The organism is Pontibacillus marinus BH030004 = DSM 16465 (assembly GCF_000425225.1).
GTDB lineage: Bacteria > Bacillota > Bacilli > Bacillales > BH030062 > Pontibacillus > Pontibacillus marinus.
This window is the reverse complement of record NZ_AULJ01000012.1, coordinates 156,079-169,329: the sequence shown is the minus strand read 5'-3', so window position 1 is coordinate 169,329 and position 13,251 is coordinate 156,079. Positions and strand designations below refer to the sequence as shown.

At 37.0% G+C, this 13,251-nt stretch carries 16 protein-coding genes; 8 read left to right on the top strand and 8 right to left on the bottom strand.

The genetic code is table 11. The features are described 5' to 3' along the window. Positions 1 to 97: 97 nt before the first annotated feature. Positions 98 to 1,591 carry a M1 family metallopeptidase gene (locus H514_RS0103080; RefSeq protein ID WP_027445619.1) on the top strand — a complete coding sequence of 498 codons (1,494 nt, stop codon included), beginning with the start codon at positions 98 to 100 and terminating at the stop codon, positions 1,589 to 1,591. 53 nt (positions 1,592 to 1,644) lie between these two features. Here the strand turns inward: H514_RS0103080 and H514_RS25145 are convergent, their stop codons facing one another. Next, positions 1,645 to 1,857 (bottom strand): DUF6366 family protein, encoded by a 213-nt coding sequence (locus H514_RS25145; protein WP_027445618.1) that lies wholly within the window; start codon positions 1,855 to 1,857, stop codon positions 1,645 to 1,647. Positions 1,858 to 1,939: 82 nt separating this feature from the next. Between H514_RS25145 and H514_RS0103070 the strand changes: the two genes are divergently transcribed. The 6 genes from H514_RS0103070 to H514_RS0103045 all read left to right on the top strand — a co-directional run bounded on the left by H514_RS0103070 (position 1,940) and on the right by H514_RS0103045 (position 6,358). Next, the gene (locus H514_RS0103070) at positions 1,940 to 2,431 is read left to right on the top strand and encodes a CBO0543 family protein (RefSeq protein WP_027445617.1); all 492 of its coding nucleotides are present in this window, start codon (positions 1,940 to 1,942) and stop codon (positions 2,429 to 2,431) included. Between the two features lie 148 nt (positions 2,432 to 2,579). Further along, a complete protein-coding gene (locus H514_RS0103065) occupies positions 2,580 to 3,230 on the top strand; it encodes a hypothetical protein (protein WP_027445616.1) in 651 nt (216 codons plus the stop codon). Beyond that, the gene (locus tag H514_RS0103060; protein ID WP_027445615.1) at positions 3,223 to 3,966 is read left to right on the top strand and encodes a cytochrome c biogenesis CcdA family protein; all 744 of its coding nucleotides are present in this window, start codon (positions 3,223 to 3,225) and stop codon (positions 3,964 to 3,966) included. The genes H514_RS0103065 and H514_RS0103060 overlap by 8 nt, the downstream gene beginning before the upstream one ends. A 19-nt stretch (positions 3,967 to 3,985) precedes the next feature. Beyond that, positions 3,986 to 4,564, top strand: coding sequence for a peroxiredoxin family protein (locus tag H514_RS0103055; protein WP_027445614.1), 579 nt, complete (start codon positions 3,986 to 3,988; stop codon positions 4,562 to 4,564). Positions 4,565 to 4,602: 38 nt separating this feature from the next. Continuing rightward, a complete protein-coding gene (locus tag H514_RS0103050; protein WP_027445613.1) occupies positions 4,603 to 5,286 on the top strand; it encodes a response regulator transcription factor in 684 nt (227 codons plus the stop codon). Further along, positions 5,279 to 6,358 carry a sensor histidine kinase gene (locus H514_RS0103045; RefSeq protein WP_036842824.1) on the top strand — a complete coding sequence of 360 codons (1,080 nt, stop codon included), beginning with the start codon at positions 5,279 to 5,281 and terminating at the stop codon, positions 6,356 to 6,358. Before H514_RS0103050 ends, H514_RS0103045 begins: the two co-directional genes overlap by 8 nt. Positions 6,359 to 6,397: 39 nt before the next feature. Here the strand turns inward: H514_RS0103045 and H514_RS23865 are convergent, their stop codons facing one another. Next, a complete protein-coding gene (locus H514_RS23865; RefSeq protein WP_051255009.1) occupies positions 6,398 to 8,071 on the bottom strand; it encodes a D-alanyl-D-alanine carboxypeptidase family protein in 1,674 nt (557 codons plus the stop codon). Between the two features lie 143 nt (positions 8,072 to 8,214). Between H514_RS23865 and H514_RS0103035 the strand changes: the two genes are divergently transcribed. Next, positions 8,215 to 8,979 carry a GNAT family N-acetyltransferase gene (locus H514_RS0103035; protein WP_027445611.1) on the top strand — a complete coding sequence of 255 codons (765 nt, stop codon included), beginning with the start codon at positions 8,215 to 8,217 and terminating at the stop codon, positions 8,977 to 8,979. 41 nt (positions 8,980 to 9,020) lie between these two features. Here H514_RS0103035 and H514_RS0103030 read toward each other — a convergent pair whose 3' ends face one another. The 6 genes from H514_RS0103030 to H514_RS0103005 form a co-directional block, all read right to left on the bottom strand. Then, a complete protein-coding gene (locus H514_RS0103030; protein ID WP_027445610.1) occupies positions 9,021 to 9,680 on the bottom strand; it encodes a hypothetical protein in 660 nt (219 codons plus the stop codon). 94 nt (positions 9,681 to 9,774) lie between these two features. Continuing rightward, on the bottom strand, positions 9,775 to 10,176 hold the full coding sequence (locus H514_RS0103025) for a secondary thiamine-phosphate synthase enzyme YjbQ (protein WP_027445609.1): 402 nt from the start codon (positions 10,174 to 10,176) through the stop codon (positions 9,775 to 9,777). A gap of 66 nt (positions 10,177 to 10,242) precedes the next feature. Next, complete coding sequence (locus H514_RS0103020) at positions 10,243 to 10,671, bottom strand: RDD family protein (protein ID WP_027445608.1); 429 nt, start codon at positions 10,669 to 10,671, stop codon at positions 10,243 to 10,245. A 225-nt stretch (positions 10,672 to 10,896) separates the two neighbouring features. Beyond that, complete coding sequence (locus tag H514_RS0103015) at positions 10,897 to 11,736, bottom strand: oxidoreductase (protein WP_027445607.1); 840 nt, start codon at positions 11,734 to 11,736, stop codon at positions 10,897 to 10,899. A 109-nt stretch (positions 11,737 to 11,845) separates the two neighbouring features. Continuing rightward, positions 11,846 to 12,742: a PepSY domain-containing protein gene (locus H514_RS0103010; protein ID WP_027445606.1), complete on the bottom strand. Its 897-nt coding sequence runs from the start codon at positions 12,740 to 12,742 to the stop codon at positions 11,846 to 11,848. A gap of 218 nt (positions 12,743 to 12,960) precedes the next feature. Continuing rightward, a complete protein-coding gene (locus tag H514_RS0103005) occupies positions 12,961 to 13,164 on the bottom strand; it encodes a zinc ribbon domain-containing protein (RefSeq protein WP_027445605.1) in 204 nt (67 codons plus the stop codon). Positions 13,165 to 13,251: the final 87 nt, after the last annotated feature.

The following is a 13,251-nucleotide window of genomic DNA, read 5'->3' as shown; positions in this document are numbered from 1 at the left end:
GTCCAGAGACATTCTGGACGTTTTTTTGAACCATTTCCCCCCCTTATTTGTCTAATAAAAAACATAAAAATTTCTTTAAATTATGAGGGGGAGTAAGTTGAAAAAAATATACATAATTGCAGTTACAACCTTAGCATTTTTATTCCTTAGCTTTAGTTTGTTTACTCAACAACAGCCGTCAAAAGCTATCCACACTATGCAAAAGTCCGGAGTGAATACTAGCTATGATATCAAACTTGATGTCAAACCAGAGGAACTAAAAATCGATGGCAAAATGACTATTCAAGCACTTAATGATACAGGAAAAAATCAAAATTCAGTCTTTTTTCACCTTTATGCCAATGCATTTAAGGAATCATATAATGAAGATAGCGACTATTGGAAGCAAATGTTAGGAAAATTTTCTGAACCAGGTAACATTGATATTCATTCGGTAGAGGTTAACGAAGCAGAGGTGGATTATAAGATTGATCAAACACTTATGGAAGTACCTGTAGAATGGAAGAAAGATGAGCTAGCTAAAATAAAGATGAATTTCACTATTAACATTCCATTTAATAACTCACGCATGTCTTACAACGGAAAAACCTATTGGATGGGAAACAGCTTGCCCATTCGGTCAGTGTACAGTGAGGAGACTGGTTGGCACAAAGACCCTTACTATGAATATGGAGAACCCTTTTATAGTGAGACATCCAATTATAAAGTTACGATCACTACACCAGACGATCATAAAGTGGCTAGTTCCGGAAAACAAATTGACTCTAAGGTAAACCAAAAAGATAAATCCATAACATATGAAATGAAAGCAAATAAAGTTCGTGATTTTGTTTATGTCATCGTAAATGAAGAAGTAGACTTTATGGAATCAAAGGTTGGAGATACTACAGTCCGAACATGGTACTCTGCATCCTCCTATAGTGAAGAGGATATAAGGAAGTATCACGAAATAGGCGTAGAATCTTTTAAATACTTTAATGAAAAATTTGGGGAATATCCTTATGATGAATATGACATCGTTGAAACAGGAGGCTGGTTTGGCGGCATGGAATACCCGGGCTTAGTCTTTGTAAGCAAAAGATTCTTTAAAAATGATTATGGCCTTACAACTGTCGTTCATGAAACAGCCCATCAATGGTGGTACAGCCTTGTAGGGTCCAATCCTGTACATCATGCTTGGATGGATGAGAGCCTGTCTAGCTATTCAGAATTTCAGTTTTTAGAGAAGTATTATCCAGAGTTAAACGAGAAATATAATGGTCAAAATAAACGAGAAGCATTAGGATTAGAATACTTCAGTAAGCAGAACCAGTATATCAGCTCATCTATCTCAGAGTTTAAGTTTCCTAATGATTATTATAAAATCATTTACTCAATAGGCTCTCAAATGTTCAACTACCTTGAGGAAGAAGTAGGTACAGAGAAAGTCAATGAGGCTTTATCTACCTATTATAAAGAGAATAAATTTGAAAATGCTAAACCAGAAGACCTTCTGAAAGCATTTGAAGAAAAGATTAGCCCAGATGCTCGTAAATTCTTAGAGAGTTGGCTTAATGGAAAGCTTGTTAAAATAGAGGATGTCAAAGAGTAATGATGATCAAAAACGCTTAGAGTTAACTCTAAGCGTTTTTACATTCTACCTTGTTATAGGATGAAAAATAAAATAATAAAAACTATGCTAAAAACAACGATGAGCAAGCCCGTTTTCCTCCACCCTAAACCGCCAACTAAGTCAACGAGATTCGTATGCTCACCCCTGTTAAAAGCGTCATTCAAATTGCCACCAGGATTCCTCTTCACTTCCTCTTGTCTTATTCGTTCTCTCTCTTCTCCTGGCTTCCCATTATTTTTTTGCAATATTACACCTCTCTCTTACTTCTGTTCCCTCTTCACATAAAAATGTATAAAAACACCATACTATAACAGGAGGTGTTCATGAATGAAAAGACAATCACAAACAACATTTTTAACAATAAGCACAATGGTCTCACTCTTTTTATTACCCTTTGCCCTTTTCAAACGTTCCTTTAAAGATTGGATTATCGTATATCTTGTAAGTATAATTGGAAATTCATTTGCTGATCGATACTTTATATCAGAAGGGTATTTACATTATAAAATACGACCTTTCCGCAGAAGGTATAAGATTCATTTACCTTTTGATTATTTGTATTACCCATTACTTTTACTGTATTACAACCAATGGACACTGAATAGTAAGCCACTAGGAATTGTTCTTAAATTGTTTCCATTCGTAATTCCTCAAGTAATGATTGAAAGCATAGCAGCAAGAAATACGAAATTAATTACATGGAGAAAAGGATGGACTTGGTATCATTCTTTTCTTACACTTTTGATCAAGTTTTTATTATGCCGAATGATCATTGGAATAGTACGAGTCTTGAATAAAGGTGAAGTATCCACGAATTAACAAGGAATAGTCTAACTACTCCTTGTTTTTTATTTGTTCTTTTACTTCACCTCTTCTGAGAATATTTTTATTTGAGTCTTTCATAAAACTTTCACACAAGTTATGTACATTTAACATGAACCATTTTAAACGAAGTAAGGGTGATCCCATGCCATCTGCTTGGACAATAGGTCCTTTAATCATACGTAGTGATATTGTGTTAACAGTGTTGAGCCTGTTGGTTGGTGTTATTGTTTTGCTTTGGCTCAGCCCTTTATCGAAAAAACAGCAAAAGGTCGTTTTAAACGAAATAAGTTCTTTAGGCATTCTGTTTATTTTGTCTCTCATGATAGGAAAATCTTTACTTAACTTCGATGTTTTCATAAATGACCCACGTGCAGTGATTGCTTATCCTAGTAACTCAAACGCGTTTTATCTTGCTCTTTTTGGAGTTGGAATATGGATCTTATGGAAATTAGTGTATCATAAGCAAGTTCACCATTTGCGAAACACAGGAATCGCTTGGATGTATGTCTTCTTCTCTGCTCTGTTCATGTATGATTTCTTTGAGCTTATCGGGGGAGGATCCCCTCATCTCATTACACTCATAAATCTCGGGATCTATGGCGGATTACTCGCATTAACCACATTCATTAAAGATTCTATTTTACTACCTACTTCTACATTTATTTTAAGTTTACTCTTTTTAAACCATTCCATTTTCTTTTTTACTACTGATCATGTATTAGGGATAGGTCTCCTATTCTATTCATTAATCATTTATATTTTTTTAAAAACAAGGAGGTTAAAGCATGTTTGAAGGAGCAGACGTAACCATTTGGATTGCACTAGCTGCAGGGGTTTTATCTTTTTTATCCCCTTGTACACTCCCTATTTTCCCAGCCTATCTCTCTTATATTACTGGTATGAGTGTTAAAGAGCTACAAGACCAATCAGACGCCAGAGTAAGAACGAAGCTCTTGCTTCATTCTGTATTCTTTTTAATCGGTGTATCAATGGTCTTTATCAGTTTAGGGATTGGCGTTTCCCTTCTAGGACAATGGATTCAAGGAATGTTAACAGGACAATCAGGAGTCTTCCTCCAACGAATTGCAGGGATATTCATTGTCGTAATGGGATTATTCATAGCCGGTTGGCTGCAATGGAAAGGCTTAATGAAAGAAAAACGTTTCCAAATTAAAAATAAGCCACTTGGTTACATAGGAACAACCTTTGTCGGAATCGGATTTGCAGCAGGTTGGACACCTTGCATTGGACCTATATTCGCATCCATTTTAGTGATCGCTGCTAGTAACCCTACTCAAGGAGCTATTTACACCATCATGTATGTCATCGGTTTTGCGGTACCATTTATTGTATTAGCCTTTTTCCTCGGCTCAACTAGATGGCTTTTAAAATACAGTCAGCCGATTATGAAGGCTGGTGGCATAATTATGATCCTGATGGGAGTTCTATTATATACGGGCCAACTGACACGCCTATCAACAATGCTATTACAGCTTGTTCAAGATACTTGGCTATCAAACCTAGGATAAACGAAATGGAGGGAGTACGATGAAAAAAATCATACTTATCGTCTTAATAGCCGGAATGTTTGGGTGGGCTGTTTATGACTTTGCCTATAAAGATCAAGAGACTACTCAAAACCAAGATATGTCTAATGAAAACTCAGAAGAGGGTCAATCAAATGACTCTAATGAAGAAGCAAAAGTAGGCTTAGAAAAAGGAAACCTTGCACCTAACTTTGAACTGAAAACCTTAAGTGGTGAGACAGTACAATTATCAGATTACCGCGGAGAAAAAATTATGCTTAACTTTTGGGCAACATGGTGCCCGCCTTGTAGAGCTGAAATGCCAGATATGGAGAAGTTCTATAATAATGAAGATGTAAAGATATTGGCTGTAAACCTTACCAATACAGAAGAATCTCAAGATGCTGTCAAAAAGTTTAAGAAGGAGTTCGGACTATCCTTTCCTATCCTGATGGATGAAAAACTTGCAGTAGCCAATAAGTACCAAATCCAACCCATTCCGACATCTTATATGATTGATTCAAATGGGAAGATACAGCATATCGCACTCGGTGCCATGAACTATGAAATGATGGTAGACCAATTCAATAATATGAAGTAATACGACTCATGGTATACAATAGAAACTGGTGATGAATGATGAAACAAAAAATACTTGTTGTAGAAGATGACCCAATGATCCGTCAGCTCATAACGCTGTATCTTAGAAACGCTGATTATGATGTTGTTGAAGCAAAAGATGGCGAAGAAGCAAAACAAGTTTTCACACAGGAACAACCTTGTTTAGTTATGCTTGATTTAATGCTTCCCAAATTAAGCGGAGAAGAAGTTTGTCAATGGATTAAAGATCAAGGGCGTAATGAAGTATCTATAATTATGCTTACAGCCAAAGCTCGAACTGATGATAAAATAGCTGGGTTAAAAATGGGGGCAGATGATTACATGACTAAACCATTTAGTCCAGACGAAATGGTAGCCCATGTTGAGGCTGTTCTACGTCGTACAGGACAGTTTTGCCAAAAGATCACATACAAAGGCCTTTGTATTAAACCTCGTAAAGGTGAAGTGTGGTTAAATGATCAACAGATTTCATTAACGAAATTTGAATTCAACCTACTCTATCATTTTATGGAGAACCCAAATACAGTTTTATCGCGAGATGCATTACTTCAACAACTTTATCCGATGGCTGAACAAACCATTTTCGATAGAACAATCGACGCTCATATCAAAAAGCTTCGGGAAAAAATTGAAGAAGACCCTTCCTCCCCTCAAAGAATTCAAACCGTAAGAGGAATGGGGTATAAATTTGTCGATGCTTAAATCCATTCGCAATTCCCTTCCGCATAGCTTTTTAGTGAGGTTAACGATTGTAAATGTAGCTTTCATTACTTTATTCACATTCATAACAGGGATGGCGATCTATCAAACAGCTTGTTTTTTAGTTGATGGAATTAATACAGTTCAATCAACAGCTCAGCAAAATTTCAAACGTACTTTATTTCAATACCTTTGGATGTTTAGTTTCATTACAGTAGTTATTGGAAGTATTGTTCATTATTTCGCTACCAAACAATTAATTGATCCTGTTAGACAAATGATCCACTCTACCCAACAGTTAAGAGTTGGAAAGTACCTAAAGGTTCAAAAAAGAACGTCAAAAGATGAAATGGGCCAGCTAGTATCCCATTTTAATAGTCTTACAGAACAATTAGAACAAAATGAGAAACATCGTCACAAGGTATTATCTGATATGGCACATGAGTTTAGAACACCCCTTTCAAACCTAAATGGTTATTTAACCGGATTAAAAAGTGGAGTGATTAAAGGAAACACCGATTTATATCAATCTCTGTTACATGAATCACAGCGGTTAACCCAAATGGTTGAACAGTTAGAACAACTGAAGGAATGGGATCTTCTCACTCATCAGCCTATTATGCATAAAGAACAGGCTTCTGTAACAGAGTTGATCCAGAATGGAATTACTGCATTTGAATGGTCTCTTGAAGAGTCAAATATTGAGGTGAAGACTGATCTGCAGGAAGCCACACTTCCCCTACATGTTTCTGGAATCCAACAAGTATTGAGCAATCTTTTAGATAATGCGATTCAGTACTATCAAGGTGAAAATACTATCTTGATAAAAGGCGAAGTTAGAGATCAGTATTATCGAGTATCCATTACAAGCGAAGGGCAGAAGATCTCAGAATCTGAGCAAGAGAAAATTTTTTCAAGGTTTTACCGAACGGATCCATCCCGAAGCCGAACTACAGGTGGATCAGGCTTAGGTTTAGCCATTTCCAAAGAAATCGTAGAGCAGCATGATGGGCGTATATGGCTAGAATCAGACGGTTCAGTACATTCCTTTTATTTTGAGATTCCCTTTTATTAAATAATCCCGTGCAGAGTATAGTCTGCATGGGATTTGTCATTAATATTTCGTTACGCTTTCAAAATATGTTTCTAGCGTAATATTATTTTCATGAATAATCTTCGCATAACGTTCACCTACATATCGGAAGTGCCATGGTTCGTATTGATAGCCTGTAATCTTTTCTTTTCCTTCTGGATAACGCAGGATAAAGCCATATTTATACGCATGATCCGCAAGCCATTCACCTGCTCTAGTATCTCCAAAGCGGTGTACCAACCCATAATCTACACTTGGAGACGTAATATCCATCGTTAATCCCGTTTGGTGCTCACTTGTGCCCGGAATCGCTACGATTGTTTTCGCTTCCTCACGACCCGATTCTTCTACTTCTTGCTGGAAAAGGTACTGCTGACGATCATAAGAACGATAACCTGATGTTGCAAGAATATTTATTCCTGCTTCCTCAGCCGCTGTAAACATCTCCTCCAAATGACGAGCTGCTTCTGGACGCATTAAGGCTTTATTCAAGCTTTTATCACCAAATACAAATTGGACACCTGGGCGAACCAACTCCGGAACATAATCAGAAGGTAAATAATGCTGTTTATTCACAAGGACCAACGGATTAGACGGATTTGTAATTGTTGGGTTTCCATTAATCATTTCCATATCATTAAAATATTTTTCTTTTAAAAGCCAAGTTGGATCGTAGAACGTATTCGGTTTCACATAAATATAGTCAAGAGCTTCATCCACACTCGGATAGACAAAGTAAACCGTATAATCATTTAGCTCATAGATTTGTCTATACGTGCCATCATTTGTTTCTTTCTTACTATCAGGCTGGTCGTTTAACTGATCCATTACCCTATCAGGTGTTAATCGCTCATCCATTGGATAATAGAATAAACCTTTCATTTGGTTTGGTTCCTCTGGGTTAAATAAGTAAGAACACTTTCCATAATCGACTTTTAATTCCCCGCCCCAAGTTGATTCTTGCTCTGGTTCTCCATATGTTATCTTCATGTCATCATACGTCATCGTTTGATCAAGTTTGGCAAAACAACTCTCAATCATTCCTTTTTGAGCGGAGTCTATGAATGAAGGTTTTAACGTAGGGTTACGATAGGTTTCATCCATCGTACGTGCTAGAAAAATAGAAAATTGACTTCTTGTTGTTTCAGCAAATGGACGAAATGTTTGATCTGGAAAACCTACTGAGATTCGATTTGAGGCAATCTGAGTTATATAATTGCGGTCATCTTCAACATCACGGAAATCTATAGAAACCGGGCCATTTTTCAGGTTAAATGCTCTTGTTAAAACAGCAGCCATTTCGATTCGTTGAATAGGTTTACCTGGTTCAAATTCATTGGACTGAGTTCCTTGGTAAATCCCCTCATCTATGACAGTTGCGATGTATTTATAACGTGGATAATCTTTTGATACATCATCCAATCCAGGGTCTGGGCGATTTTCTGTTGAAAGATCAAGTGCTCGCGTAAGCATAATTGCTGCTTCCACTCGAGACACAGGTTCATACGGTTTAAACTCACCATCAGGGTACCCTTTAATAATCTCTTTCTCATTTAAAAACTTGATCTCTTCATATCCCGCCATATCCTGTGAGAGGTCTTCATACTCCTCTGCTGCATATATGGAGGTATCCGGGACATAAACCACACTACTTACTAAAAGCATGACGACAAAAGCTGTTATCTTTTTCTTCAACAATTGAACCCCTTTCTCTATGTTTTAGTAAACGTTTCCATTTGTATATAACCTAAGTCTTATAAGTCTAAACGACATGAACCCGTCTGACTTGGACTTCGAGAAGGTTTCTGTATAATGATAAAGAGTAGGAGGCGAATAGATTGCTAAGAAAATTAGAAGAAAAAGACTTATCCCAATTGCTCGAGATCATCCAAGCAGATGAAGTAAACAATCTTCAATTCTATGAATACCTTCCGTATTTATCGAATGAAGACGAACGTTTCGGCTTCTATGGCAAGTTTACGAACAACAAACTAGAAGGAGCTTTGTACTTTAGTCCATTTAATACAGGATTCGCGATTCAAAACCCTCTATATATTTATGATTACTTTAAAGATATCCTTACAGAAACATCATCTATGTACATTTTCGGCCGACATGATTATATACAACGACTTGGACAAATTACGGGTCGTGACATACATGTATATCGATATGGATTTCTCCCCATTAAACGATATAACAATGGAGATATAGCGAAACGTGTGGAACGAGCCTCAAAAGAAGATATTCCCGAGCTCATATCTTTTTATGAAGAGAAAGACATCATGATTGAGATTCCAGAACGGATCGAACATATTATTGAGAAAGGCTCTATCTTTGTTCGGAGAGATGGAGACAAGATCGTGTCAGCTGCGCTGGCTCATTCAGAAACCGATCAATATGCCTTAATTGGAGCAGTCTACACAGAGTACGATTATCAAGGCAAAGGGTATGGCATGCACTGTCTGAAGGCGTTGGTTCAGCATTTACACCAACAAGAAAAGACGCCTTATTTATTTTATGAAGAAGCTTTGCAACACTTAGAAGGAATCTATCAAAAATTGTCCTTTCAGCATGAGACGGATATATGGATGCTATATTAATAGTTTTTCTCAACAGAAAAGAACCAAGCAACAGGACTTTCCTAGCTTGGTTTTTCTGTTTTGTATGTTTTATAAAAACCTAGAAACCACTCCATATCAACCGGACCGTTTACGATTTCATAATTGTCTTCATTGATGGAGAGCTTATTTTTGTTAATACTGATATGAATAGCTGCCGGACCTGTAAAAAAAGCATCATTTTTCCAACTAATATTGTAAACTTTACCTAATACACCGCTCTCAACTTTTTGAATGTTATATTGGTTAAGGAAATGGAACAATTCCTTAATGCCCTCTTCTTGTTCCAACTGCGATATATATCCATCCGAGTATAGATTTAATGAAACAACCTCAGGATCACTGTAACGACTAAGAGCCACTTCAACCGACTTTTCACGGTGATCATCCCAATATTGATAAACAAAATTCCCAACAAAAAGAGCGGCAAGCAAGGATACAATGACTGCTCTTCTTTTAGGTGGAAGGTGTTTACTTTCCTGACGTAATAACATATCATATGCAAGCTTAGCTAATACAAGAGAAGCTATCCCTACCAAGAAAATAATAAAAAGATCCATTAGAAGATGATACTCAAGAAAGTGATCGACAAAAGCATCGACCACGGTATAAATGATACGTAAAAACAAGAAAAAGAGTACGATACTTATAATCTGTTTCAGCTTTTTCTCCCCCTCCCTCATCTATATACATATTTTAGCATTCTTTTATGTATTAACCTATAAAATATAAAAGTCCCATGTGAGATTCTTTTCACTCACATGGGACTCCTGTTTCTTAATCACTTATAATACGAGCTGCATATTTTCGCTGACGGGGTCCATCAAATTCACAAAAGTAAACGCCTTGCCATGTTCCAAGCACAAGCTTTCCTTCGTGAATTAAAATGGTCTCACTTGAACCGACTGTGCTTGTTTTAAGATGAGAAGCTGTGTTCCCTTCCCCATGCTTATCTTTCGGATGGTCCCAAGGATAAACCTCATCAAGACGCATAAGCATATCGGTTTTCACATCAGGATCAGCATTTTCATTAACTGTGATTCCAGCTGTTGTATGTAGGGATTGCACAATAAGTGCACCTTCTTGGACATTTTGCTTACGAATCCAATTTTCTAGCTCTTGTGTAATGTCCACCATTTCATCGTGTTGTTTTGTACGTACATTAAACATTTCCATCATCATCGATCACCTCAATGTATATAGTACCTTCTTATGATCGATTATAAACGAATCTTTTTATATGATTTAAGCTTCTGGGGGCATATGCGTTACATAGGTTCCTGCAACAAAATCATGAATCGCGCGTTTATCTTCACGTAACCCTACCATAAATGCACTTACGATAAGAGCAATTCCCAATGTTAAGGCATAAATAATACCTCCAACAACCCATCGTAAAATCATGTTCAGAATCCCAACATTACTTCCATCGATTTTAACAATACGAATTCCACAAATTCTTTTGCCTAGTACATATCCATACCAAAAGACAGGTAACAAGAGGATATATAAGAACTCTACAATACTTAAAGAAATAGATTTCGTGTAGTCAAAGTCACCAAATAAAATTAGGCTGATGAATCCTAAGACAATAAATATAATGATCCCATCAAGTAAAGAAGCACCTAAACGAATCCAAAACCCTGCTGGTCTTTCTACTTCTTCATAACTCATAGCTCGACTCCTCTCTAATGAACAATATCTTCATCCTACTAGACCATCAACTTACTAATCAATGGAAAATGGATAATTATTTCATTTTATGCTAATTTACTCTACTCAAGCACATCCATTTATAAAAAACAGAATCGTATTATGATACGGCATTGCTCTTCTTGAGGGTGGGATTCTCTTCTTCGAGCGTGCGATCCCCTTCTCCAGGCGCGGGAATTATATTCACTACAACCGCTTCAATATCTCACGTTCCCACTTATTCCAAGGCAGCCATTTTTTCAGCTCCAACATAAACGATACCCCTTTTCCTACTGGATAACGTAGCTTTTTCAGCTCATTTTGTTCAGCTAGGGTTACGATTAAATCTGCAACGTCTTGAGGATCCCCCATGTCATCCTTACTTTCATCTAAATGCTTATTGATTCGTTCCATATAAGAAGCATATGGTGAGGAAGCTTGTTGAGACTTCTCTGAAACTTGTTTTCCTGAGGACCAAATATTCGTTTTAAATGAACCAGGCTCTATTAGCGCTACTTGAACGCCGTATGGTTTCATTTCCAATCGAAGGCTTTCGCTATACCCTTCCAACGCAAATTTGGATGAGGCATATGGCGAGACTCCTGGAAAACCGACACGGCCACTTATACTACTCATGTTTAAGATCTTCCCAAAGCCTTGCTCCCTCATCACCGGAAGAATGGCTTGGGTGACAGCCATAACGCCAAAGACGTTTGTTTCAAACTGATTTCGGTATTCCTGAACGGTGATCTCTTCACAAAATCCTCCTCCAGCAAACCCTGCATTGTTCACCAAAACATCAGCCCTTCCGATTGAAGAGACTAAATCTTTCATCTCTTGAACGGAGCTTCCATCTGTCACATCCAATTGATGTATATGAATCAGGCCTCTTATTTCTTTGGGGATATGATCTTCTTCATACATCACTGCTTTTTCGAGATTACGCATTGTGGCATAAACTATGTATCCTTGTTTAGCTAGTGAAATGGCCGATAGAAAACCAAAACCACTTGACGCACCAGTAATAATTGCAATTTTTTTCTCCATATTTATCTCCTTTGGATAACCTTATTGAGTATCAGATTCTACATGATCTGCATTTATTCCTCTAAATATAAAAAGAGCCCCCTATTTGATAGAGCGCTCAATCTAGAATTTAGTTCATCATATTCGTAACTTCTCCGGTATCTTGATTTACATAATACCAGCCTTTTGTCGCTGTATGGCTGTTGTTTTCTTGCTCAACCACTTCATATACGTGAATGACATATTGATTTCCATCCATATGATCGAATTCGATTTTAACATTCTCACCCTGAGCGCCAATTTGTTTACGTACTAACTCTACAGCTTGTTCTTCTGTTACTTTTGATACGTCATTTTGTTTCTTGCGTTGACTTTTCATTTGGTCTAATACCCAGTTGTCACCGTTATGCGTTAACGTATAATGCATAACGACGTTACCAGACATTTCGTTGTTTTGTTCTTGGATGATTACATATTCTTTTTCCCCTGGATGCTTAAGCTTAAAGTCCATATCTTTTTCAAACCAAAGCGGTCCACCTTTTGGTTCAAGATACAAGGTTCCTTCTCGCATCACAAAAAAGGCATCTGTTAAAGATTGCGCTAGATTTTGTGACATAACCTGTGTAAGATCATTTACGATATCTTCTTTCGTTTCATATCCCTTTACTTTAAAGGAATCTCCTTCTGTACTGTTCACAATCTCTTTAAAAGAAGTTTCTGCTTGAACAGCTACTTCTTTAGCTTGTTCATTTGTTAGAGAAAGCTTGTTGTTTTCATCTGAGGTTTCTTTGTCTTTACCTTCCTCAGTTTGACCCTCTTCGTCTTGATTTTTCTCTTCTGTATCTTGGTTATCATCCGGTTCGTTTGTTTCCTGATTCTTTTCATTCTTTGATTCATTTTCAATATTCTCTTGTTTATCCTGATCCTCATTCACCGATGGATCTGTATTTGCCTGCTGGTCATCACCGTTGGAACACCCAGCAGCAAGAAGCATACACGCAAAAGTCATTGTGAGTAGCTTTTTCAATGTTGCTCATCCCCTTAAATATTTTATAATTCATTACACATATTACCGCCTAAATAAACATTCTATAAGTCCTCAATGTGGCATCATGCAATAGCTGAATTCTACACTATTTGTCGACCAAAATTCCAGTAGGTTACAGATTTTTTTCAGATTCAGGACTTCATTACTACTTTTAGAGAATTTAAAAAGCCCACTTTTTCAAAGTGAGCTTTTACCTCTTAACCAAAGAAGAAATCAAATACGTTTGATCCAAGTGATGCATTTTGGTTATAGAATTCGGAATAGCCGCAGTTTTTACAATAAACCACAGTAAATTTGTTATTTTGTACATCGAACATTTTAGCTAATCCGCTTCCTGTCATAGATACATCCTTCGTTCCTGCATCTGTGCTTCCGCATTTCACGCAACCTTTTTCACTCATGTATAGCACCCTTTCTGCCTTTTGTTGTCTCTATTCCATACGATTGAGAAGTTTAAACGTTTCAATTTTTACCTACTATCTACTATT